Origin of the sequence: Jeotgalibacillus haloalkalitolerans, from assembly GCF_034427455.1 — a bacterium.
GTDB classification, from domain to species: Bacteria; Bacillota; Bacilli; order Bacillales; family Jeotgalibacillaceae; genus Jeotgalibacillus; species Jeotgalibacillus haloalkalitolerans.
This window is the reverse complement of the sequence record NZ_JAXQNN010000001.1, coordinates 382967-407331: the sequence shown is the minus strand read 5'-3', so window position 1 is coordinate 407331 and position 24365 is coordinate 382967. Positions and strand designations below refer to the sequence as shown.

General features: G+C 45.4%; 25 protein-coding genes and 2 riboswitches. Of the genes, 12 read left to right on the top strand and 13 right to left on the bottom strand.

The annotated features are described in order from the left end of the window. Positions 1–84: 84 nt before the first annotated feature. The 3 genes from UFB30_RS01980 to UFB30_RS01970 all read left to right on the top strand — a co-directional run bounded on the left by UFB30_RS01980 (position 85) and on the right by UFB30_RS01970 (position 3519). Positions 85–888 (top strand): Cof-type HAD-IIB family hydrolase, encoded by an 804-nt coding sequence (locus tag UFB30_RS01980; protein WP_322419992.1) that lies wholly within the window; start codon positions 85–87, stop codon positions 886–888. After that, positions 889–1593, top strand: a complete 705-nt coding sequence (locus tag UFB30_RS01975; protein ID WP_322419991.1) for a pseudouridine synthase — start codon at positions 889–891, stop codon at positions 1591–1593. Between the two features lie 111 nt (positions 1594–1704). Beyond that, positions 1705–3519, top strand: a complete 1815-nt coding sequence (locus UFB30_RS01970; RefSeq protein WP_322419990.1) for a mechanosensitive ion channel — start codon at positions 1705–1707, stop codon at positions 3517–3519. A 325-nt stretch (positions 3520–3844) separates the two neighbouring features. On the opposite strand, the gene UFB30_RS01965 is transcribed toward UFB30_RS01970, so the two are convergent. The 6 genes from UFB30_RS01965 to UFB30_RS01940 form a co-directional block, all read right to left on the bottom strand. Further along, complete coding sequence (locus UFB30_RS01965) at positions 3845–4798, bottom strand: ABC transporter permease (protein ID WP_322420535.1); 954 nt, start codon at positions 4796–4798, stop codon at positions 3845–3847. A gap of 22 nt (positions 4799–4820) precedes the next feature. After that, complete coding sequence (locus tag UFB30_RS01960; protein ID WP_322419989.1) at positions 4821–6359, bottom strand: sugar ABC transporter ATP-binding protein; 1539 nt, start codon at positions 6357–6359, stop codon at positions 4821–4823. Then, positions 6356–7504, bottom strand: coding sequence for a sugar ABC transporter substrate-binding protein (locus tag UFB30_RS01955; protein ID WP_322419988.1), 1149 nt, complete (start codon positions 7502–7504; stop codon positions 6356–6358). Before UFB30_RS01955 ends, UFB30_RS01960 begins: the two co-directional genes overlap by 4 nt. Positions 7505–7736: 232 nt before the next feature. Then, positions 7737–8786 carry an S-methyl-5-thioribose-1-phosphate isomerase gene (gene mtnA / locus UFB30_RS01950; protein ID WP_322419987.1) on the bottom strand — a complete coding sequence of 350 codons (1050 nt, stop codon included), beginning with the start codon at positions 8784–8786 and terminating at the stop codon, positions 7737–7739. Next, a complete protein-coding gene (gene mtnK / locus UFB30_RS01945; RefSeq protein WP_322419986.1) occupies positions 8783–9997 on the bottom strand; it encodes an S-methyl-5-thioribose kinase in 1215 nt (404 codons plus the stop codon). The genes mtnA and mtnK overlap by 4 nt, the downstream gene beginning before the upstream one ends. Before the next feature lie 15 nt (positions 9998–10012). Further along, on the bottom strand, positions 10013–10675 hold the full coding sequence (locus UFB30_RS01940) for a sulfite oxidase-like oxidoreductase (protein WP_322419985.1): 663 nt from the start codon (positions 10673–10675) through the stop codon (positions 10013–10015). A gap of 259 nt (positions 10676–10934) precedes the next feature. Next, positions 10935–11056, bottom strand: a riboswitch (SAM riboswitch). A gap of 591 nt (positions 11057–11647) precedes the next feature. Then, a riboswitch (SAM riboswitch) is annotated at positions 11648–11756 on the top strand. Between the two features lie 76 nt (positions 11757–11832). Here UFB30_RS01940 and UFB30_RS01935 point away from each other — a divergent pair. The 8 genes from UFB30_RS01935 to UFB30_RS01900 all read left to right on the top strand — a co-directional run bounded on the left by UFB30_RS01935 (position 11833) and on the right by UFB30_RS01900 (position 18442). Continuing rightward, positions 11833–13050, top strand: a complete 1218-nt coding sequence (locus UFB30_RS01935) for a 2,3-diketo-5-methylthiopentyl-1-phosphate enolase (protein ID WP_322419984.1) — start codon at positions 11833–11835, stop codon at positions 13048–13050. A gap of 4 nt (positions 13051–13054) precedes the next feature. Then, on the top strand, positions 13055–13720 hold the full coding sequence (locus UFB30_RS01930) for a 2-hydroxy-3-keto-5-methylthiopentenyl-1-phosphate phosphatase (RefSeq protein WP_322419983.1): 666 nt from the start codon (positions 13055–13057) through the stop codon (positions 13718–13720). Continuing rightward, entirely contained in the window at positions 13717–14349 is a 633-nt protein-coding gene (locus UFB30_RS01925; RefSeq protein ID WP_322419982.1) for a methylthioribulose 1-phosphate dehydratase, read from the top strand. The genes UFB30_RS01930 and UFB30_RS01925 overlap by 4 nt, the downstream gene beginning before the upstream one ends. After that, entirely contained in the window at positions 14349–14891 is a 543-nt protein-coding gene (locus UFB30_RS01920; protein WP_322419981.1) for a 1,2-dihydroxy-3-keto-5-methylthiopentene dioxygenase, read from the top strand. Before UFB30_RS01925 ends, UFB30_RS01920 begins: the two co-directional genes overlap by 1 nt. A gap of 288 nt (positions 14892–15179) precedes the next feature. Then, positions 15180–15548 carry a GntR family transcriptional regulator gene (locus tag UFB30_RS01915; RefSeq protein ID WP_039812177.1) on the top strand — a complete coding sequence of 123 codons (369 nt, stop codon included), beginning with the start codon at positions 15180–15182 and terminating at the stop codon, positions 15546–15548. After that, entirely contained in the window at positions 15545–16417 is an 873-nt protein-coding gene (locus UFB30_RS01910) for an ABC transporter ATP-binding protein (RefSeq protein ID WP_322419980.1), read from the top strand. The genes UFB30_RS01915 and UFB30_RS01910 overlap by 4 nt, the downstream gene beginning before the upstream one ends. After that, positions 16410–17120: a hypothetical protein gene (locus tag UFB30_RS01905; protein ID WP_322419979.1), complete on the top strand. Its 711-nt coding sequence runs from the start codon at positions 16410–16412 to the stop codon at positions 17118–17120. Before UFB30_RS01910 ends, UFB30_RS01905 begins: the two co-directional genes overlap by 8 nt. Before the next feature lie 179 nt (positions 17121–17299). Next, positions 17300–18442 (top strand): CAP domain-containing protein, encoded by a 1143-nt coding sequence (locus UFB30_RS01900; protein ID WP_322419978.1) that lies wholly within the window; start codon positions 17300–17302, stop codon positions 18440–18442. A 239-nt stretch (positions 18443–18681) separates the two neighbouring features. On the opposite strand, the gene UFB30_RS01895 is transcribed toward UFB30_RS01900, so the two are convergent. From UFB30_RS01895 to UFB30_RS01865, 7 genes are all read right to left on the bottom strand, one after another. Then, positions 18682–19098 (bottom strand): GtrA family protein, encoded by a 417-nt coding sequence (locus tag UFB30_RS01895; RefSeq protein WP_322419977.1) that lies wholly within the window; start codon positions 19096–19098, stop codon positions 18682–18684. Between the two features lie 9 nt (positions 19099–19107). Next, on the bottom strand, positions 19108–20241 hold the full coding sequence (locus tag UFB30_RS01890) for a glycosyltransferase family 4 protein (protein ID WP_322419976.1): 1134 nt from the start codon (positions 20239–20241) through the stop codon (positions 19108–19110). Positions 20242–20256: 15 nt separating this feature from the next. Next, positions 20257–21507, bottom strand: a complete 1251-nt coding sequence (locus tag UFB30_RS01885; protein ID WP_322419975.1) for an NAD-dependent epimerase/dehydratase family protein — start codon at positions 21505–21507, stop codon at positions 20257–20259. A gap of 309 nt (positions 21508–21816) precedes the next feature. Then, positions 21817–21942 carry a hypothetical protein gene (locus UFB30_RS01880; RefSeq protein ID WP_322419974.1) on the bottom strand — a complete coding sequence of 42 codons (126 nt, stop codon included), beginning with the start codon at positions 21940–21942 and terminating at the stop codon, positions 21817–21819. Between the two features lie 52 nt (positions 21943–21994). Further along, positions 21995–22549, bottom strand: a complete 555-nt coding sequence (locus tag UFB30_RS01875; protein ID WP_322419973.1) for a GNAT family N-acetyltransferase — start codon at positions 22547–22549, stop codon at positions 21995–21997. After that, entirely contained in the window at positions 22549–22818 is a 270-nt protein-coding gene (locus UFB30_RS01870) for a hypothetical protein (protein ID WP_322419972.1), read from the bottom strand. The genes UFB30_RS01875 and UFB30_RS01870 overlap by 1 nt, the downstream gene beginning before the upstream one ends. 69 nt (positions 22819–22887) lie before the next feature. Next, a complete protein-coding gene (locus UFB30_RS01865) occupies positions 22888–23406 on the bottom strand; it encodes a GNAT family N-acetyltransferase (protein WP_322419971.1) in 519 nt (172 codons plus the stop codon). Between the two features lie 103 nt (positions 23407–23509). On the opposite strand from UFB30_RS01865, the gene UFB30_RS01860 reads away from it, so the two are divergent. Further along, positions 23510–24280: an SDR family oxidoreductase gene (locus UFB30_RS01860; protein ID WP_322419970.1), complete on the top strand. Its 771-nt coding sequence runs from the start codon at positions 23510–23512 to the stop codon at positions 24278–24280. Positions 24281–24365 lie beyond the last annotated feature (85 nt).

Sequence of the window (24365 nt, the reverse complement as noted above, 5' to 3'; positions counted from 1 at the left end):
ACTCCCAGCCACCCCGCCACCTTGCCACTTACCCCCTTCCTGCAGTAAAATGAGTGATATGTATAGACAAGAAGGAGACTTACAATGACTTATAAAATGATTGTTTTAGATATGGATGACACACTGCTGCAGGATGACCACTCGATCTCGGAAGAAAACGCTGCAGCCCTTATGAAAGCACAGGAGAAAGGCGTGAAGGTGGTACTTGCTTCAGGACGCCCGACGTTTGGTATGTGGGATGCAGCAAATGAGCTGCGTCTTGCAGATTATGGAAGCTATATTCTTTCATATAATGGCGCAAATATTTTTAACGCGAAGACAAAGGAACTGCTGTTTGAAAGTACGCTATCACCTGAGACGGTTCACCACCTGTATGACCTGAGCCGCCGGGAAAACGTCGGTATCCAGACGTATGTTAACGAAGCGATTTTGACGCCTGAAGATAATGAATTCACACAAATTGAATCAACACTTACCGGCCTTCCGGTTGCCTTAACAGATGATTTCAAGCAGGCTGTAAAAGAACCGGTCGTCAAAGTATTGATGCTTAAGGAAGGCAGCGTGCTAGAAAAGGTTGAGCAGAAGCTAAAGGAAGAACTTGCAGGCACATTGAGCGTCTACCGTTCAAAGCCTTACTTCCTTGAATTCACTGAGCATGGTGTAACAAAAGGGACGAGCCTTGAACAGCTGGCGAAAAAGCTTGAGATTGACCGCTCTGAGATCATCGCAGTTGGTGACAGCTATAACGACCTTGAGATGATCAAATTTGCCGGACTCGGTGTGGCAATGGATAATGCACCGGATGATATAAAAGAAGCCGCTGATTTTGTAACACGATCAAATATGGAACACGGCGTGGCACACGTTGTGGAGAAATATTTACTCTAAATGCAGCATATCCAGACAGTTTTAGCGAAAAGCGGTGCGTACTCCAGGCGTGAAACAGGAAGAATGATTGAACAGAAGCGCGTTACAGTAAACGGGATTCCATGCACCCACTCCACAGAAGTGCTGCCTGAAGATGTGATTCTGATTGATGGAAAACCAGTTCCTGAACCGGCTGAACGCGTATACCTTGCCTTTCACAAACCCGCCGGCATCACCTGTACTGCACAAAAGGCAGTGGAAGGTAATCTCGTTGATTATCTTAACTGGGAGACGAGAATTTTTGCTGTCGGAAGGCTGGATAAAGCGTCAACCGGACTGCTGATCCTGACAAATGACGGATCAATTGTGAATCCTCTAATGAAAGAGGAAGCAGCTAAAGAAAAAGAGTATATCGTTCAGACGAAGCGCCCGGTATCAGACAGTATGATTGAAAAGATGTGTGAAGGCGGTTTGCTGATTAAAGGCAAAGAGGCATCCCCTGCTTTTGCTGAAAAAACCGGTGAATTTACGTTCCGCATTATTTTAAAACAGGGGCTGAACCGGCAGATCAGACGGATGTGCAGTGCTTTTGGCAACCATGTGATCAGTTTGAAAAGAACCCGCATTTCACACATTCACCTCGATCCATTGGAACCGGGTGAATGGCGCCATTTAACCACAGAAGAAATCCAGCTCCTCAAAGAGGGAATTAAAGGGAAAAGCTAGTGCATAGGCACTGGCTTTTTTTATTCCCAAAATTTATTTTTCAAAAATTGTTTTTTCCTGTCATAACAAGGGAAATGTTTATTTGAATATCAAATACGGAGGAGGGTTTTTATGAACAATAACTGGTTTTCCGGTGATGGGTTTAACACAAGCGGATTTTTGAATTCTCTTGGAAATCTTTTGCTTGCGTTAGTCGTATTGCTTGTCGGCTTTTTTATTGCGAAGGCAATTTCAGCCGGTGTCGAAAAATTACTTAAGAAAACTGGTGTCATCCGCAAGTATGGCTCACCTAACAGACGCTCTGCTTCAACGGACGGTGATAAGGAAAAATCCAGAAAATGGACACCTGAAAAGATCGCCGGAACAATTGTATTCTGGATCATCATGGTATTTGTCTTTATTTTATTCTTCAACATACTTAACCTGAACATTATCGCTTCTCCACTTGTTGATATGATGAGTACGATTCTGGCATTTATTCCGAATATCCTGACCGCTGCACTGATTCTGCTTTTAGCTTACGTGCTCGCACTTGTGCTGAAAACAGTTGTCGTAAAGGTCGGACATAAACTTGTCCAGAACCGGAAAGTACGTGACAGTAAATATGTCAAAGATTCTTCTAATCTAGGAAGCTATGTAGATAGCGCCGGAACGATTGTATTCTATCTTGTTTTACTGATGTTCCTGCCTGGTATTCTTGGTGCACTTGGCATTGATGCAGTCTCTGAACCATTCAGCGGCATGCTTGCAAGCTTCCTGTCATTTATTCCGAGACTGGTAGCAGCTGCGCTGATCTTTATCATTGGCTGGATTGTCGCAAAGATTGTCAGAGATATTGTAGCTAACTTCCTGCATGCAGTAGGAGCTGACAAGCTTGGTGCAAGACTTGGATTTGATAAGGCGCTGAAAGATACATCAATTTCATCTATTATTGGTACAGTTGTATTCGTTCTGATCATGATTCCAGTTACGATCTCAGCGCTTGAACGTCTGCAGATTGCAGGTATTACAGACCCTGCGATCAATATGCTGGATGACGTCATGGCCATGATCCCGAACATTATTATTGCGATTCTGCTGATCTTTGTTGGGCTGTTCGTTGGTAAATGGGCTCGCCGCTTTGTCGCAGATCTGCTATCAAGACTCAGCTTCAATCATGTAACAAGTCACCTGCGCGTTGGCGGATGGAAAGCGTCCGGAAACGGTATGACACCATCTGATATCGTCGGTTATCTTGTACAGATTATTGTTGTGATCCTGTTCGTTGTAGAAGCTTTCCAGATTGTCGGACTCAGCTTCCTTGTAGACCTTGGTACAGCAGTTCTTGCATTCCTGCCAAGCGTCATTACAGCGATTATCATTCTTGCACTTGGTATTATTCTTGCAAACATTGTGAAGCGTATTCTTGCCAGCCTGTTTGAAGGCTCAGAGCTTGAAGCCTTAAGCTCAGTTGCGAAATACGCCATTATGGCACTTGCATTATTCATGGCACTTGACCAGCTTGGCGTCGCGGATACAATTGTGAACTCTGCGTTTATCCTGATCCTTGGTGCAGTGGCACTTGCATTTGGCCTTGCATTCGGACTTGGCGGACGCGACAATGCATCACGCTACCTTGATAAGATTGAACGTAAAGCTGAAAATACTGAAATGAATAAAGAAAATGCAAGACAGGAAAGAGAAAAGATGAAGCAGGAAAACCGCCATGAAGGAACGAAGCACACTTCATCAACACCGCCACATGATGCGGTTCGTGACGATGCTGACCAGCGACCGGTTGATAATGACTGGAGCGGCGATGATCTGTCACGTGACACATCTGCCTGGGACAGTGTGAATGATGCGGATGATTTCCCTGAAGATGATCAGCGCGGCAACACCCCTTATGCGCCTGATGATTTTGATAACGATCGTCGCGGTGAATAATATAATTGCAAAGAGCGCTCATGCTGTGGCATGAGCGCTCTTTTATGTGGTTTGGTTATGGGGCGGGGGATGGGCTTGATGTCGTTAGCGGCAAGGGTGGGGAGACGGGAGTTAATTCAGTCACCTTTTGTGGTATATCCTTCACCTTTGCCGGTAATTGCGTCACCTTTTTGGTTATTCAATCATCTCCGTTTTACGGACAATTTTTTCACTCACCATTGCGTTTTATTCAATCACGTATCCGATTAATTCCATCACCTTTTCAGTTTTTCGCACGCGGCGGACCGGACCAAATACGACGCCGACGCCCCACTCACAAAATCCTCTACTCCTTCTTCCTGAAGTAAGTCAGCGCAAGCGCTCCAACCAAAATACCGCCTTTAATAATATCCTGCGCATAATACGGTACATTCATCATCGTCAGTCCATTCAGCAAAATCCCGATAATAATGGCACCGATAAATGTCCCGATGACATTCGGCTTTCCAGCACCGAATACCGAATAACCGATCAGTGCAGCAGCAACCCCGTCCATCAGTAACGGGTCACCTGCTGATACCTGTCCAGTACCAATACGTGCAGCAAGAACGATCCCCGCAAGTGCTGCAAAAACACCGCTGATTACATAGGCATATGTCCGGTAACGATTCACAGGTACACCTGATAAACGCGCCGCTTCTTTATTACCACCAGTCATATAAAACAGACGACCGGCACGTGTATAATTTAAAAATAAATGAACCAGTGCAACAATCACGACCATTAAAATAACCGGAAACGGGATATTGAACAGTCTGCCCTGTCCGATAAACTGAAATGCCGGAATAAAAATACCCGGTGCCGTGCCGCTGCCATCCGGCATTGGCATGTTGCTATAGATGGAATAACCTTTTGTATACGTCAGATGCACACCATTGATGATATACATGACTGCCAGTGTCCCAATTAAATCAGGAATTCTGATCTTCACCACGATAAATGCGTTGATCAGTCCGATTAACGCACCGAGTACGAGTGGCACGAGCAGTACGACAAGAAGTTCCTGACTGTACCAGACTAAAAGTGCACCGCTCGCAACAGTTGCCAGACTGACGGTGGATCCGACTGATAGGTCAAACCCGCCGACAATCATAGAGAATGTGACGCCGATTGCCACGAGTGTCACGATCGAGATTGAACGGAGAATATCCGTAATGTTACCGTACGTTAGAAATTGTTCATTTGTCAGACTGAAAAAAAGTATGATCAGTGCAAGTGCCAGGAGTGTGCCAAATTTCATGAAAAAATTGACGATCCGCTCCTTAAGATCTGCCTGCTGCGGATAATCGCTGATATTCAGCTGTTTCAACTGCATTCCCTCCTGTCGCTGCTGTCATGAGACGCGCTTCTGTTGCTTCATGATTCTGCATTTCATCGGTGATCTCTCCATCCGCCATGACCAGAATCCGGTCTGCGATCTGAAGCAGCTCATCAAATTCACTCGTAAAATATAAAATGCCTTTTCCCTGATCAGCTAAATGTGTGATCAGACGGAAGACATCGTTTTTTGCCCCAACATCAATTCCTTTTGTCGGTTCGTCAAACATAAATACACTGCTGTCATGATTCAGCCATTTCCCAATCGATACCTTCTGCTGATTCCCACCGCTGAGATGCTTCATCAGCGCTTTTGGGGAGGATGTAATGATGCCAAGCTCCTGAATCTGCTGCAGCGCTGACTGATGTTCCTTTTTCCGGTTGATCCAGCCTGCCGTTGAGAAGTGTTGAAGCGCCGGAAGAGACAGGTTTTCCTGAACGGTTGATTCGATCAGCACACCACTTTTACGACGCTCTTCCGGGATAAATGAAAGCCCTGCCTGAACTGCGTGACGAGGGCTTTTCACTTTTACTTCAGTGCCATTCACCAGCCACTTTCCTTTTGCATTCGACACACCGAAAATCGCATTGGCTGTTTCAGATTTCCCTGCACCGACGAGCCCTGCGATCCCAACAATTTCCCCGGCGCGTACAGAAAGACTGATTTCTTTGCCGGTCTCAGGTACCGCTACCTGCTTAATTTCAAAAACCGTCTCTTCACTAAATTCACGATGATGATAATCCGCTTTATGAAGCTGTTTACCCAGCATAGTTTTGACAACTTCTTCAGTTGATACACTGCCGGTTTCATGAACAGCGACTGCTTTACCATCCCTCATGATGGTCATGCGATCGGCGATCTGATTGATTTCCTGCATGCGGTGGGAAATATAAATCATTCCGATGCCCTGTGCCTTCAGCTCCTCTATGACACTGAACAGCTGTTTTGTTTCATGATCACTTAATGGGGCGGTTGGCTCATCAAAAATGATGATTTTCGCGTCAGATGCGACGGCCCGTGCAAGAAGAATCATCTGCTTTTGAGAGAGTGTGCAATCTTCCACCAGCTTGTTCAGCTGAATAGGCGTCTGAACCTTTGCCAGCCGTTCTGCTGCAATCTGTTTGCGCTTTTTCCAGCTGATTGGCCGGGTATTTTTACCGCCAACTGTCAGGTCAAGCGTGACATTTTCAGCAACTGAAAGGTTTGGAATCAGTCCTGTATCCACTTCCTGAACGACAATGGCGATGCCTTTATCCTGAGCGTCAGATGGGGAAGTGAAATGAACCTCTTCCCCATCCATCAAAATGGTGCCGCCGTCTTTTTCATAGTCACCTGACAGAATTTTAACAAGTGTACTTTTGCCGGCACCATTTACACCGAGCAGCGCATGAACTTCACCAGGTTCAACTGAGAAGTCCACTTGCTTTAGCACATTGACTGGACCAAATGACTTTGTAAGCTGTTGAACCTGAAGCGTACTCATTGTCCGTTTTTCGCCTCCAGTGCGTCCATCCAAGGTGAACGCGCAGCATTCGGTGAACCCCAGCCTTCGATGTGCTGACCGACATCCGCCATTGTGACAGGCTCATCAGGAAGGTCGCTTACATTTACGACTGAAGGGTCAAGTGCATAGATCGATGGTGTTTCTTCACCTGCAATTTTCTGATACAGGAATCTTACCTGGACCCCGGCTACTTCAGCAGGATCTGTTGCAGCGGTTGTCACCCAGGGACTGTTTTCCTCCTGCATGATCTGAAGGTCTTCATCACTTAAGTCAATGCCGTACACTTTAATTTCATCGCGTCCTGCCTGCTGAATCGCACGCGTCACGCCTTTTGCGAATTCATCGTATGGTGCGAATACTGCATCAATTGAGCCTTCTTCAGGATATTTTTTCAGTACAGCTTCCATCTGGTTTTGTGAATCAAGTGCTGTATTATTACTGACGCTCCCAAAGCGTGCCACTTCTGAAACGTTCGGGTAGTGCTCGAGGAATGCTTCATAAATGACGTTACGTCTTTCAAGCGGAGTAAAGCCGCCAGCCCATACGTATACAATATTTCCTTCTCCATCAATGTCCTGTGCCATCTGTTTCAGCGTGCCCCATGCAAGACTGTAATCATCCTGGCTGATCGCTGTTACGCCGTCTACAGTAATGTCGTTATCAAATGTTACGACAGAGATGCCTTTTTCAAGCGCTTCTTCCACACCCTGGTTTAGTGCTTCTGCACGGCCGTGGTCGATCAGAATACCATCAACCCCCTGATTAATCGCTGTTTGAAGATGGTTAGCCATTTGTGATAAATCATTGTTTGCATTGTAAATTTGTACTTCTCCGCCGAATTTTTCGACCTGCGCTTCAAGTCCGCTTACATACTGTGAAGCGAATGTGCCTGTTGAAAATTCCATGATTGCAGCGATTTTAAGCGGCTTGTCTACTGCTGCCGGAATTTCTGCGTCGCTTGCCTGTGAGGCTTGGTCAGTTGAAGCTTCTTCAGCTGCTTCAGTTGATTCTTCTGCTACTGCTTCGTCCGGTGCTTCCTCTTCTTGAGAAGAAGGCTGCTGGTCGGTACATGCTGCAAGGATGAATGTTAGTAAGAGTAAAAGTAAAGTAAGTCCTTTTTTCATTTTCTGCACTCCTTTAAAAGGTTAATTTGGTAAAGTGTCAGGGTAAAATGGTGTCCTATATTCGGGCTGATGATTTCCGCTTCGGGCGGACGCTTTCCGGACGGAGGTTGCTGAGCCTCCTCACCTTCGGTTGCGGGGTCTCAGCTTCCCTCTAATCGTCCCGGAGTCGCCGCCCTCCGCTCCAATCATCTGCTGTGCATAAACTTTGATATTCTTTTATAAGTCAGTAATTTTAAACCGTTACACCTTCAAACAATGCTTTTAATTTTGTCTGGTAATCTCCCGTCACAATCCCTTTTTCCGTCACGATGCCTGAGATTAAACCGTGTGGCGTGACGTCGAATGCCGGGTTGAATACGTTGATGTCTTCCGGTGCGATGCGCTTGCCGCCGATATGGGTGATTTCTTCTGCGTGCCTTTCTTCAATCACGATGTCATCGCCGGTTGCTGTTTCGAGATCAATGGTGGATAGCGGTGCAGCTACGTAGAATGGGATACCGTGGGCTTTTGCTAAAATGGCAAGGCCGTATGTACCGATTTTGTTTGCTGTGTCGCCATTGGCTGTAATTCTGTCGGCACCTACTAAAATTGCATCGATATTTTTCGTTTTAAGTACATGAGCAGCCATGTTGTCTGTGATCAGCGTGACGGCAATGTCTGCCTGCTGGAGTTCCCATGCAGTCAGCCTTGCTCCCTGCAGGACTGGTCTCGTTTCAGTTGCATATACGTGAATATCAGAACCCTGCTCTTTTGCGATATAAAATGCGCCAAGTGCTGTACCGTATTTGGAAGTAGCGATTGCGCCTGTATTGCAGTGAGTGAGAACCGTTGCGTCATCAGGAAGCAGCGAAAAGCCGTACTCCCCAATGCGCTTACACGTTTCTTCATCCTGCTGTTGAATCAGGATTGCCTCTGTTTCAAGGCGCTCAATTACTTTCGCAGCAGAGGCTTCTTCTTCAGCTGCTTTGAGTAACCTCTGAAGCGCCCATGACAGGTTAACCGCTGTCGGACGGGAGGAATTCAGATAGACTGCTTTTACAGCAAGCTCTGACTTCAGAATCTCAAGCTCATTCAGCCCGCTGTTTTTCGCCCACAGAGCAAGCCCGAAAGCTGCTGTGATCCCGATTGCAGGTGCGCCTCGTACTTTCAATTCTGTTATGCTGTTCCACACATCTTCAATTGTTTTTAAAAAGATATATTCCACTTCTCGGGGAAGCTTCTGCTGATTTAACAGACGAATTGCATCGCCTTCCCAGATGACCGGTTTAATAAAATTCGTCATTTTGCCAGCCCCTTCAGATAAGCAGTCAGGCTTTTCGGCGAGCGCCATACAGAACGGTTGAAAATCAGTGATCTGCCCGTTTCAATCGCGCGCTGCTGTGCCTGCAGTCTGCCTGTTTCGTCTTCAATTCCATCAATATCTTCAACATGTGCAAGGCCGATGATGCGGCGGATCGTTTTACAGCCGGCAAATCCGAGCGTATCCTGCCAGATCTTTTCAAGTACGTAATCTGCATACTGATCTGTCCGCTGTCTCTCTTCAAAGCCTTTTTCTAACAGCAGCTCGCGGTAGCGCTTTTCAAATACTGCCCAAGTCTGTTCGATCGTCTCAAGCAGGTAGTCACTGATCTCATGACGATTACTTTCATCCGCTCTTTCCTGCTGGGCAATATAGTTTAGCGTCAGGTTAGCAATGAATGCACCGATATCAAAGCCTGCCGGACCATAGAATGCAAATTCAGGGTCAATTACTTTTGTAGACTCTTCCGTTACAAACACACTGCCTGTATGAAGGTCTCCGTGCAGCAATGTTTCTCCTTCAGTCAGGAATTGTTTTTTCAATTTTGCGACTTCAAAGATTAGACGATCGTCCTGCCACAGTGACTCCACTGCTTCCTGAAGATTTTCAGGGTAGGAATTGGATTCAGCATTCTGATATGGGTCTGTGAAAACAAGTTTTTCAGTAATATCACACAAGTCCGGATTCACAAACTGACGTGCCAGCTTTTTCTTTTCAATCGGTCCAAGCGCTTCATCAGAGGCGTTGAACAGGTTTTCAGCAAGATACGTTCCGATATGTTCTGAAATGTGAGGATAAAGGTTTCCTTCAAGTAACCCTTTTCTCAGAATCACGTGATCTGACAGGTCTTCCATTACTGTCACTGCATAGTCATCGTCATAATCGAATACTTCCGGTACAAGCGTCGGTACATATTTCGCTGCTTCCTGCAGTGCCTGGCGTTCAATACGTGCACGGTCGAGCGATAACGGCCAGCTTTCACCGACAACCTTTGCATAAGGCAGCGCCTGCTTAACGACAAGCGATTTGTCAGTCTGCAAATCCTTTACTATAAACACATAGTTCAGATTACCATCCCCAACTTCCTTACACGTTACCTGCTCTTTATCTGTAATGAGTCCCTTTTTCTCTAAATAAACGAGGACACTCTGTTCAGTAAATGGTTCATACACATGCTCACGTACATTTGTCATTGACGTTCCTCTCCTTTAATCAAATTCTTTTTTATGCCACTCATCTTCAGGAATATCTAAGTCCTCTCCTGAAAAACGCTCTTCTCTGAATACTTCTCCGTAATTGTGAAATCCGTTGCGTTCCCAGAACCCCGGGCGGTCTTCCTGTAAAAATTCAATTCCTCTGATCCACTTCACACTCTTCCAGAAATACAGGTGCGGTACGACCAGTCTGAATGGATAACCATGCTTGGCTGTCAGCGGCTTCCCTTCAAAAGAGTGCGCCAGCAGAATGTCTTCTTTTAGCAGATCCTCAAGCGGTAAGTTCGTCTCGTAGTCATGATCTCCATAAATCATAACGTGCTTCGTGCCTTCAGGGATCTCAAAATCTTTCAGCAAATCCTTTATTGTGACGCCGGTAAAAGCATTGTCAAACCTTGACCACCTTGTCACGCAGTGAATATCTTTTACGATTGTCGTCTGCGGCAGCTGCATGAGCTCGTCATAAGTGAATGTCTTTTTCGTTGCACCTTCTCCAAACAGCGTGAAATCCCATGTAGCAAGATTGTATTCAGGGACTTCGCCTTCATGCAGAATCGGAAATTTTTCTGTCAGCGTCTGACCAGGTGGAAGTCTGCCATCATGTGTATTTTTCTGTACCGGCGGCCGTGCTTTTTTCAACCGTTCTGCCTTACCCATTGTTTCACGCTCCTTGTTTGCTTCAAGCCGGCAGATGATTTCCGCTTCAGGCGGACGCTTTCCTGGATGAGCCGTTTTGTGGCTCCATTAGACCTCCTCGGCTTCGCCTGCGGGGTCTCAGCTTCCAACTAATCGTCCCGGAGTCGCCGCCTTACGCTCCAATCATCTGCTGTGCAAATTCACTAATTGCTTTTTATAAAAGTGAAAAATAAAAAGCCCCTTTCTAAGATAGAAAGAGGCAGAATTAGACTGATTCGACCTCTTATCTCTCAGACCATTACGTCTGTTGGATGTAGCACCGTGTCCCTGCTGTTATGTATACAGCGGGGCCGGTTGCCGGGCTTCATAGGGCCAATTCCCTCAGCCAACTCTCGATAAGAGTGGTATATGTAGTTGGATGTTTTTGGTTTATTGCGATTTCATAATTGCAAGTTTACGGAATAGAGTGACGGTTTGTCAACGGGTTTTTTAAATTTATTTTTTGGGGGCTTCCGGGAACCGCTGTTGACCTGCGTTTCAGGCGGACGCTTTCCGGACGGAGGTTGCTGAGCCTCCTCAGCCTGCGGCTTCCGGGGTCTCAGCTCCCCTCTATTCGTCCCGGAGTCGCCGCCCTCCACTCCGGTCAACAGCTGAGTTATCTTTGAAAAATATATAGTTGGTTGATCAACTATCTCTCATATTTTTACTTTGTTAAAAAATCATAGTACCTGCACAGCGGGTGATTGAAGCGTAAGGGGCTGCGGCAGGAAGGGACAGATGAGGCAATGGCGAAGCCTGCTGGCTCACCGCCCGGCCGCGGAAAGCGTCCCCCTGCAGCGTAAATCACCCGCCAATTTATAAAGCACATCACAATTTATACTCATAAATTCAAAAATCAAAAATATAATTTTCTGAAAAATCTGCTTGACGTTTTTGAAGATGTCTGCCATAATTCGGTACATGATTTTAAAACTAACTGAATACGTTATACAACTCTTATAAAGAGCAGGTGGAGGGACGAGCCCGATGAAACCCGGCAACCTGTTTCGGCTAACGCTGATTCAAGGTGCTAATTCTCACAGCGACAGCTGAAGGATAAGAGGAAGAACGTTCATTTTGATGTCCGCTTCCTCTTTGGGAGCGGATTTTTTATTTCTGTTTTTGAAAGGATGTCTTTTATGTCAAAAATCACAGCGACTTATCTTGTACATGATGCAAAAGGAAATTTGGAAAAAAAGGCTGAGTCTATTGCGCTTGGGCTGACGGTCGGTTCATGGACGGACCTACCCGCGGTTGATCAGGAGCAGTTAAAAAAACATAAGGGTGAAGTTGTCTCTGTCAGTGAAACAACGCCTTCAGATGCAGCGGCTCACCTCGGTGAGCGCAAGGCGGGACTGATTAAGATTGCGTATCCTGCGGCAAACTTCAGCGCTGATATTCCGGCGATCCTGACAACGATTTTTGGAAAGCTGTCACTTGATGGTGAAGTAAAGCTTGTAGATATTGAGCTTGATGAAGCACTTGAGCAGCAGTTCCCCGGTCCCCAGTTTGGAATTGATTCAATTAGAAACAAGCTTGGCGTACATGACCGCCCGCTTCTGATGAGTATTTTCAAGGGGATGATCGGCCGCGGAACAGATCTTTTCGAAGAACAGCTCCGTGCCCAGGCTGCAGGTGGGGTTGATCTTGTAAAGGATGATGAGATTTTATTTGATAATCCGCTCACCCCTTTTGAAGACCGGATCCGCCGAGGTGTGAAGGTGCTGAATGAAGAATATGAACGTACAGGTCACCGGACGTTATATGCAGTAAACCTTTCAGGCAGAACGTTTGATTTAAAAGAGAAAGCAAGAAAAGCAGTCTCGCTTGGTGCGAATGCATTACTGTTTAACGTTTTTGCTTACGGGCTTGATACACTGCAGAGTCTTGCTGAAGATCCATATATTGATGTACCGATTATGGCTCACCCTGCTGTATCCGGTGCATTTACAGCTTCACCGCTGTACGGCATTTCAAATCAGGTATTGCTTGGCAAACTGCTTCGTCTTGCAGGTGCAGACTTCGTGCTGTTCCCTTCTCCATATGGCAGTGTGGCGATGGAAAAAAGCGAAACATTTGCGATCAGGGATGCACTTACATCTGACAGCCGCCTGAAACGCGCATTCCCTGTGCCATCAGCCGGTATTCATCCAGGACTGGTTCCACAGCTGATTGAGGACTTTGGAAAAGACTCAATTATCAATGCCGGCGGCGGTATTCACGGTCACCCTGGAGGCGCGGCAGCCGGTGCAAAAGCTTTCCGTGATGCGATTGCTGAAGTTCAGGCAGGCGGTACGCTGGAAGATGCTGCCGCAAAGTCAGCAGAGCTTGAGAAGGCACTTGCATTATGGGGGTGAGCGCATGCCAAGCGTAATCTTTTGTGATTTTGATGGCACCATCACAAAATCCGACAACATCATTTCAATTATGCAGCACTTTGATCCCCCGGGCTGGGAGCCGATTAAAGATCAAATTCTTTCCCGGGAAATATCAATCCGCGAGGGCGTAGGGAAAATGTTCGCAACCCTCCCTTCTTCTCTAAAAGAAGAGATCATTCAGTATGTTGTCGAAACGGCTGAAATCCGTGATGGCTTTGGTGATTTTGTCAGCTATACAAGAAAAGAAAATGTCCCGCTGAATATCGTCAGCGGCGGCATCGATTTTTTCGTAAAGCCCATGCTAAAGCCTTACAACCTTGAAAATCAGCTTTACTGTAACGGCAGTGATTTTTCAGGAAATACAATTCAAATCACCTGGCCGCACACTTGTGATAAGCACTGTTCAAATGATTGCGGCTGCTGTAAACCAAGTATCATCAGGGAGCTTACAGATGAGCCTGTACAGAAAATCGTCATCGGCGATTCTGTTACAGATCTTGAAGCTGCAAAGCTCGCTGACCTGGTGTTTGTCTGTGGCGATTACCTTGAGGAAAAATGCAGGGAGCTGAATCTTCCATACAAGCGTTTTACTCATTTTGATGAAGTTGTTACCTATCTTGAACAGTCAAAGGAGGTTGTGCACCGTTGAAAACACTTGATCTTAAGAACCGCTGGCAGGAGCTTGCCGATGTAAAAGATGCTCTTGGTGCAAGAAACTGGTTCCCTGGTACAAGCGGCAACCTGTCGATCAAAGTATCCGATGACCCGCTTGAATTTCTGGTAACAGCAAGCGGCAAGGATAAGTACCAGCGGACAGATGAAGACTTTCTGTTAGTGGATCAGCACAGCCAGCCGGTTGAACAGACCGGATTGAAGCCTTCTGCTGAGACGCTTTTACATCAAAAAGTGTACGAACTGACAGACGCAGGCTGCTCCCTCCACATCCATACGGTCAGCAACAATGTGATTTCTGAGCTATACGCTGAAAAAGGTGAAATCACTTTTCAGCACCAGGAGCTCATTAAAGCTTTTAACCTGTGGGAGGAAGACGCTGTATTACGGGTGCCGATTATAGAAAACCCGGCACATATTCCGGATCTCGCAAACCTTTTAGCAGAACGGATTGAGGAAAATATTTTTGGTGTGCTAATCCGCAATCACGGCATTACCGTCTGGGGGCGGAATGCTTTTGAAGCAAAAAAGCATCTTGAAGCATTTGAATTTCTATTTGAGACACATCTCGCATTACGACTACAAACTCAGGGAGGAAGATCATAATGGCGACAATTACAATCAGAGATACACAGGAAGTTATCAAAGGTGAAGAACAGGTACAGGCATTCCTGTCTGACCAGGGTGTGTTATATGAAAAGTGGGATACTGCAAAGCTTCCGGAAGCACTTCAGGGTGTGACGGGGCTGTCTGATGAAGATAAAGAAACTGTTCTATCCGTATTTGACGGGGAGATCCGCGCACTGGCTGAGCGACGCGGTTATCATAACTGGGATGTGATCTCACTGAATGAGCAGACACCGGGTCTTGAGGATCTCCTGAAAAAGTTCGAGCAGGTACATACGCACACAGAAGACGAAGTGCGTGCCATCACTGCCGGATCAGGTATTTTCATTATCAAAAGCGAAGAAAAAGGCTACTTTGATGTAAATCTTGCACCTGGTGATGTGATTTCCGTACCGGTGAACACCCCTCACTTCTTTACGCTGACAGATGAGCGCGAAGTCGTGGCCGTACGCCTCTTCATCGAAAAAGAAGGCTGGGTCGCTCATCCATTTCACGACCCTGCATTTGAAGAAGCAAAATAAGCTGATGACCGCATCCTTTAAGGGGTGCGGTTTTTAATTTGTTGTGGTTTTTGGTATAGGTCTAATTACACTTTTCTACGAACCATACAGTTTTTTCTTTGAACATCCTCTTCTATTCTTTGAACCACGCATACTTTTCTACGAACATCACCTTCCATTCTCCGAACAACAGCGATTTTTCTACGAACCCCCCCCTACTAAAAAATATTTCCAAAACCTATTGACTAATACGTCATTTAGTTTTATGGTTAATTACATAAGTAACTAACCAATGAGGCGGGCGGTAATATGGACTATAAACTGAGAGAAGACGTTCCGATTTTCCAGCAGATCGCCGAAACGATTGAGTCAGGCATCCTTGAAGGGTCTTACAGCATCGGAGATCGTGTTCCTTCCACTAATGAATTCGCAAAGTTTTATCAGATCAACCCGGCTACTGCAGCTAAAGGCATTAACCAGCTTGTAGAGCAGGAAATTCTTTTTAAGAAAAGAGGCATCGGTATGTTTGTCGGAGATCAGGCAAGGGAGATTATCTTATCTAAACGGAAGGATCGTTTTTATCATGATTATATCGTTCCTTTGAAAACAGAGGCAGAAAAGCTGGGGATTAGTGAGAGTGAGCTGAATACACTACTTCGAAAGGGTGACCCGAAATGAAAATTGAGGTGCAGCAATTAGAGAAGCATTATGGCAGGAAGCAGGCGTTAAAACCTTTTAACCTGACGATTGAACCTGAAAAGATTATCGGACTGCTCGGCAGGAACGGGGCGGGAAAAACGACGCTTTTGCAGATGATGGCAGGTCATATCAAGCCTTCAGGCGGTCAGGTGCTGATCAATGGTGAAAAACCTTTTAATAATCGAAACGCGCTGCAGCATATCTGTCTGATCAGCGAAGCAAATAATTTTAAACGCAAGCTGAAAATCCGTGAAGTACTGAGAACAGCGAGCCGGTTTTATCCAAACTGGTCTCAGGGAACGGCTGATCGCTTATTGAAAACATTCAACCTCTCTCCTTCTCAAAATGCAAAAGGTTTATCTAAAGGGATGGAGTCAGCACTAAGCATTATTATCGGGCTTGCAAGTCACACTGCCATTACAATTTTTGATGAACCCTATATCGGCATGGATGCGAGCGCGCGCTATAAATTTTATGATATTCTGCTTGAAGAATATGAGTCCCATCCCAGAACCTTTATTATTTCCACTCATTTAATTGATGAAGTAAGCAACCTCTTTGAAGAAATTGTGCTGTTAAAAGATGGTGAATTGCTGACGCATGAGCCTGCGGAAGCGCTGATGGCGAAAAGCTTACAGGTCAGCGGACCGGCAGCCCAGGTCGACCGCTTTACTGAAGGAAAGCAGATCCTTCATTCCGCTGAAATTATGGGTCAGAAAAGTGTACTGATTTTCGGGGATGATCTCGATCCTGCCCGTGCAAAGACAATGGGCTTATCGACAGAACGCTGTTCGATCCAGGAGCTAATGGTTCATTTAACTGAGAAGGAGGAGAAAATGTATGTTTAATCAGCTGTCTGCTCTCGTCAGGTTTTTCCTGATCGATTACCGGTTTTCTGTCTTGATTTTCTGGGCGATTTTCACTTTTTCACTGATTCCGCTCACTGTTCTTTCAACCTATACAAACGGCAGTGTGATTATCTCAGTTGCCATAGCGATTTTCATTTACTCCGGCATCTCAGGTTTCATTTTAATTAAAGAAACATTCTCTTACACGATCAGACTTGGTTCTTCACGTCAGCAATATATGCTCTCAGCTTTTACATTCAGTGCGCTGCTTGCCGTGATCATGGCTGCCATCAGCATTGCAGTAACGTTTACGTATACCAACCTGGTCGCCACTGTATGGAATAATGTTCAATTTATGCATATCTCTGAAGCCATTACAGGTGAATTCAGCTGGTTCGCAGAGTTTGGGCTGCTCACTTTGTTCTGCTTTATGGTTTTTAATTTCGGCTTCTTCCTTGCTGCTGCCTTCCACCGGTTCGGTCTTGTCGGCGGACTTGGACTGCTGGCTGTTCTTGTCATTACGCTGCTGATTGAACCGTTGCGTACACCGGTGATTGAATTCTTTATTTCGGATGTCCGGATCGGAGCGCCAGTCATGTTTGACTTGAACTACTGGGCCTTCCCTGTCACTGCCATTGTACTTGCTGCATTTGTGTATATCATATTCAAAAACGCTTCCATTCATCCCGGAGCTGTAAGGTGAGCTGCTGCCGCGTATCTGTACGCGGCTTTTTGTTTGCCCTTCTTTTTAAAAGGGTACTAATTAATACCTTACAACGCGTTCATACTATTGACATCAGTTCTGCAGGTTTGGGTTCCTTCCCACTTTCGCCTGCACCTTTCGATCATGTAAAATAAAGCACAGATAGGGGGAAATACACTTTGAGAAAACTACTTCTATTGATTGTCATCGTCCTTGGTCTGTTTCTCTCAAAACCGATGTGGGAAGATCAGATCCCGGAATCGGTGAATCTGTCTGCTGTAAGTGATCTGTCAGACCGCGCATCCGCTGCTTTTGAAGGCGGAGGCATACAAAATGCCTGGGAATCTTTATTGGAATCAATGACTGATTTTATTATAGAGATAGATGAGATCATACAGGACGCACCGGAGCTCTCCACTGAAAATGAAACAATCGCAGTGGAGCGTCCGGAACTCTCTGTCCCTTCTGAAGAACTGTTTGCCGTCCATAATATTGAGCTTGGACAAGCCAAATCTGATGTCGAAGCCGCTGCAGGTCAGGCAAGCCGCAGTTCTATGAATGAGTTTGGCGTGAACTGGCATGCTTATCATGAACAATACCAAAACTTTTTTATGGTTTCTTATAATGAAGAAAATAATGTGAATGGTTTATTTACAAACCAGGATCTGATTTCTTCCTCACTTCCGCTTGAAATGGGCAGTACACGTGATGAAGTAAGAGCTGAGCTAGGTGAGCCGCTTTCTTCTATCCAAAAAGGATTTGTACGATACGAGCTCCAGGATGACGGCGAATATGACTTATTTTCTTTTGACGGCGCTTATATCACTGTCTTTTATGATCAGCATGAAAATAATACAGTGACTGCACTGCAGGTTGTTTCAGAAGAACTCGAAGATCAGCGGGACGCCCTGTATGCTGAACCTTCTGCTGAGCTTGAAGAAGGATTTAAATATCAGCTGTTTGATGTAACAAACGCTGCCAGAGTGGTGCATGGATTGAATACACTCGAGTGGGATGAAGCGATCAGTGAGACCGCCCGTAAGCATAGTGCGGATATGGCAGAGAACCGGTTTTTCTCGCATGATAACCTTGATGGAGAATCACCATTTGACCGGATGGATGCTGATGGCATTCAATACACAGTAGCCGGGGAAAATCTTGCTTACGGTCAATACAGCGCGATCTTTGCGCATGAAGGTCTGATGAATTCACTCGGTCACCGCGAGAATATCCTGAAGCCTGACTATGGTTACCTTGGTGTCGGCGTCGATTTCAATACAGAAAACCAGCCGTTTTTTACGGAGAAGTTTTTTAATAACTGATGATAAAAAGATCGTGTGACAAAGCAATTGGTTTTGTTATGTAAAACATAATTTATATAACAACCTTAGTGCAGCGGAGCGTAAGGCGGCGACTCCGGGACGATTAGAGGGAAGCTGAGACCCCGGAAGACGAAGTCTGAGGAGGCTCAGCAACCTCCGTCCGGAAAGCGTCCGCCTGAAGCACAGCGAAACGACTAAGAGGATGGAACACATTGAACATGTTCCACCCTCTTTTTATATTACTTCCTAAACACAAACCACTTCATAAAAAAGAAGCTCGACAGTGAGGACAATAGCATCGATAATCCCTTCGCGGTATTCGTCTCCAGCCACTGCGGAAGAAGATCAGGCTGCTCAATCACCCACAGCCCCCCGATAAAAACGCCATTTGCAATAAACAGACTGATGATCGCCTGCGTGATAAATCCTGCAAACTGCTTTTTATTTTTGTTCACGTTAAATGTATAACGTGAGTTCCATATATAACTGTTTAACACAGCGGCGGTATAAGCCAGTGTATTATAGACGGTCAAAAGCCCGGGATCATGTGTTGGATATAAAAGCAGGAGTCCATTTAATACTCCGATATCAAGCAGCGCGCATGTAATCCCGATCACACTATAGGAATAAAACTGTTTAACGCCACGTCTTTTCATATTTACACCTTATTTCTTACTGCTTTCTTTGTGCACTGAGAGCGTTTCATAATAGTAATCCATCAGCTGCGCGGCAGATTCATCCCAGCCGACTGACTGAATTTCCTCATGTGCACGCTGCCCCATTTTAGCACGGACTTCTTTTATTTTCAGCTGAGCGGCTGCTCTCAGTATGTGAGCGGGATCTGCCGGATCAAAGAGCACACCGGTTTCCCCATCTGCCACCTGCTCTGCAGTCGGACCGCTTTTAGCAGCTAAAACAGGCAGTCCTGAAGCCATTGCTTCCATGAGGACAAGGCCTAACGTTTCCGTCGTTGAAGGAAAGACAAACACATCTGATGAAGCATATGCCTGAGCCAGCTCCTCTCCATGCATAAAGCCTGTAAAAATGGTGTTTGTGCCGGCAAATTCTTTTTCAAGTGTTTCTCTGTTCGGTCCATCACCGACGATTGCCAGACAGTAATCATCAGACTGTGTCAGAAGCGGCTTTACCCGCTCAATTTCTTTTTCAGCAGCCAGTCTGCTGACAAAGATCAGAAGTGTTTTATCCGTCTTACCACCTGTCAGCCGCTCCCTCATCTCTTCACTGTAAAACCCGGGGTGAAACTGCTTGGTGTCCACGCCTCTTTTCCATAGATGAACATTACGAAAACCTTTTTCCCTCAGCTCGCCAAGTACGGTATTGGATGTACAGAGGTTCAGACTTGCCCGGTTATGCAATGTTTTAAAATAGGTCCACATCGCGGGCTTCAGGTAGGAGAAGTTATAGTAATCGGCATATTTCGGTACATGTGTATGGTAGGAAGCCATCAGCGGCAGCTTCAGCCTTTTTGCATAGTAAATACCCGTCACTCCAAGAAAAGATGGATTGACGGCGTGCACAATATCCGGGTTAAATGTTTTCAGATATTTTTTTACTTTTTTAGAGTAAAAGGAAAACTTTCTGTCCTCTTTATATAAGAAGAAATTGTATGCTGGAATGCCTGCTACAATCGCCCCTTCGTATTCCTTAATCCCGTGGTCCGGTGCGATGACCATCACTTCATGGCCTTCACTTCGCAGCCAGCGGATCGAGGCGCACAGCCTGGTCACCACGCCATCTGTGGATGGGAGAAATGTTTCTGTGATCATTGCAATTCTCATAAAAGCCTCCTGCTATCAGGTTTGATCTGTAACGGTTTCGCGCTTTTCCGGAACACCTGCCTGCTGATTCTTCGTCCAGACGCTGCGGGCCGGGATTTTAGACAGGTCAGCTCTGTATGCATATCGTCTTGCTACTTCCGTCACTTCTTCAAGAAGTCCTCTATTCAACGTAATCGGATTAAGTCCTTTTGAAAGAAATAAATCGTTTTTCACATGCAGCTCATTTTCAGCTGCCTCATTACGCGGGTTAGACACATAGGCGATCTCTCCACCGGTCAGCTCACTCACCATTTTCGCAAGATCCTCAACCCTGTGCGTCTCAGTCATCTGATTAAAAATCATGACGCGATCCTCTTTTTCAGGCGGATTCTCCACTGCAAGCTGAATGCAGCGGACAGTATCCTGGATATGAATAAACGCGCGCGTCTGACCGCCTGTGCCATGAACGGTAATCGGGTAACCGAGTGCAGCCTGCATCAGAAAGCGATTCAGCACCGTTCCATAATCTCCATCATAGTCGAATCGGTTAATCAGACGATCATCAAGGTTCGTTTCTTCTGTGTTGGTTCCCCACACGATCCCCTGATGAAGGTCTGTGATTCTGATCCGGTCATTTTTGTTGTAGTACTGGAAAAGAAGCTGATCCTGTGATTTCGTCATATGGTAGACGGAGCCAGGATTCGTCGGATAAAGAATCTGCTGCTCCACCCGTTCTCCCTGCTCCGTTTTCACTTCCACATCAAGGTAGCCCTCCGGAATTTTAACGCCTGCCGTACCATAGCCGTAGACGCCCATTGTACCAAGATGTACAAGGTGAATATCCTGCGCCGATTCTGCAATGGCACAAAGCAGGTTATGTGTAGCATTCATATTGTTGTTCACCGTATAGCGCTTGTGTCGCGGTGATTTCATGGAGTATGGCGCTGAGCGCTGTTCAGCAAAATGAATGATGGCCTGCGGTTTTTCTTGATTGATGACCTGTAACAGCCTGTCATATTCCTCAGCCAGATCAAGGTTAATATGGCGGATTTCATTTCCCGTAAGCTCTTTCCAGGCATCAAGTCTCGCACCAAGCGGTCTGATTGGTGTCAGTGATTCCACTTCAAGCTCATTATCAATGTTTCGCCTGGAGAGGTTATCAATTACTACAACCTCATATCCCTGCTTTGATAAATGCAGCGTTGTCGGCCATCCGCAAAAGCCATCGCCGCCAAGTACGAGTATCTTTTTATGATGAAAAGGTTTCTGATCCATTGTGTAAGTCAAATCAATCACTCCCTAACCTGCAGAATATTCAATCATTATGTTCTATTGTAGCTTTTTTGTGTTGTCATGCCTAATGATTCACTGTAAGGCTTGTGTTGAGATTGGAGGATCAGACCGGAAAGCTGAAACAAAATGAATGATCCTGACTCATTGCAATCAGGTTTAATCAGCTATTCACGATATGGTATGTTGCATAAATGGTGAGACTGGATGTGAAGAGCTATTGATCTAAGATTATCAACGTGCGCTAATTCCTTCATTTGAAGAGTTATTCCTTCAATTTGCGAGTGATTCCCTCAATATCGGAAATTATTCCATCAATTCTGGAAACGATTCCTTCATTTTCTTTAAAAGCGGACGATTCCCTTCATGATTGCTCATATTTCCTTCAGCAGGATACGTGAATTCCATCAACCCCACCTGCTTTTCCTTCAACCCAACGCCCTCTCTCTTTCGGAAGAAGAGGCCTCTAACAACAAAAAACGGCTCACACATGTGAACCGCTCTTCCATTCCCGCATAAGAAGCGAGTAACTGTAATGGTCATAATATTTTCCCCGGAACAGATGTTTATCCCGCACTAAACCTTCACGCTTAAAGCCCAGCCTTTCAAGAAGTTCCATAGAAGCTGCATTGCCTTTTGCTGCGTAGGCCTCGATCCGGTTCAGCTTCATCTGTTCAAAACCGTGTTTAATCATACCTTTAACCGCTTCGTTTCCGTAGCCTTTTCCCCATTCAGACGGGGTCAGGTCATAACCGATCTCTGCAATGTTGTTATAGCGGTCCCACTGATGGAAGCCGCATGTACCAATCACTGTACCAGTCTCTTTTATCACAATGGCCCAGCGGTTATGATTCTTTTTGGGATGATACGCATTAAACAGAATAAAGTTTTCTGCTTCCTCTATGTCTGTATAGACTTCTTCATCTAATAGATACCGGCAGACAACCGGATCTGAAAAATGCTTAAAAACAAATTGTGTATGTTCTTTTGTGAGTGGTGTAAGCATTAATCTGTCGGTCTTAACTTCATCAAAGACCATCAGCTTTTCTTCTCAGGCTCCGGGTTCTTTTCCAGTTCGATCTTCTTTTGCTTTCTCACCCACAGCATGCCAAACACTGCCACCACAAAAAATAAAATATAAATACCAAGCTCCACATTGCTTACAGTCTGCATGGTAATATCATCTATCATCAGTACGTTGATCAGACGGAAGTTTAAACCTAACGCACCACCAATCAGCAGTCCGAGAAAAATCTTTTCACGTGACTTTAACTTATCCATTCTGGTCGGTTCAGACGTATTGCTCATTCAAATCGTTCCTTTCAAATCTGTTCTCCTCTTACTATATCAGAGAAATAGCCGGAATTATGAAAAATTTCAGCGAATCCAGTAACGTCTGACAAGAACACCGTTTTCTTCAGCATCCTGCGGGTCTCTGACGCCGCCGTTGGACTCGATTGTTTTATAGGATCCCGGATTATCATCATCGCAGGTAATCAGTACGTCGTTAATGCCAAGCTCTCTGGCTTCTCTCAGTGAAAGTTTCAGAATCTCTGTGGCGTAACCCTTTTTACGTTCATCCGGTCTGATACCATAGCCGATGTGACCGCCGCGTTGAAATAATGTTTCCGTAAGTTCGTGACGTATATGAACGGCGCCAAGCACTTTTTCTGCACGATTAATTAAAAAGAATAAGGATCCGCTCACCCAGCCTTCAGGAATACCCAGGCCCAGCTCTTCTCTTCTCCAGTTTTCAACCTGTTCCTCAAATTTCTTACTCTTAGGTATAGAAGCATGTGGAATGATTTCCTCTTCTGCTGACTGCCACTCTCTTATGTAGGCCTGATACGCTTCTTCCTTTACCTTTTCCGGCTTAACCAACTGTATTTCTTTCATTTTTCATCCCGCCTTTTCTTCCAATAATTTCTTTTGTCTATGTTAACGTTATAATAGGAAAAAGAGAATACTTTTTACTTTTAAAAATGAAAGTGGTGATCGTATGACACGCAGACTCGCACTTGTTACAGGTGTCGGCAGAAAAATAGGAATTGGTGCTTCACTTGTTGAAAGGTTAGCGGCAGATGGAATGGATATTCTTTTTACTTACTGGCATGCTTACGACCGTGAAGTGTCGGCCTATGAGCGCAGTGAGGATACAGACGATATTTTAAGGTTATGCCGGGAAAAAAGTGTACACGCTGAAATGCTTGAGCTGAATTTAGCGGATGTTCAATCACCGGATGAATTATTTTCATTTTGCTATTCAACATTCGGACGCTATCCTGATACGCTCATCCATAATGCAGCTGTCTCGATTAACGATACGATCGAAACGGTTACTGCAGAACAGCTTGATCAGCATTATGCAATTAACACGCGTGCTGTCACGCTGCTGACGCAGAAATTTCTGCAGCATTTTGAATATAATTTCGGGAGAGTAATCTGTCTGACAACCGGCTGGGCACAGGGACCAATGCCTAATGAGCTTTCCTATGCAATGACGAAATCTACAATAGATACGCTTGTTTACACGATCTCCCCTGTACTTGCTAAAAGAAAAATCACAATCAATGTGATTAATCCGGGACCTACCGATACAGGGTGGATGAATGACGAGCTGAAAGAAGAACTGCTGAAGCGTTCTCCACAGGGGCGGATCGGGCAGCCGTCAGATGTTGCGAACCTGGCATCATTTCTTGTCAGCAAAGAAGCGCAGTGGGTGACGGGTCAGACGATCCATTCAGAAGGCGGGTTTATTAATCACTTCTAACGACTTACTTGTTTCTGACATCATTACATGACTATTCAACTAAATCCTTAGTTTAACGGAAATATTATTATTTTAATATTTACAC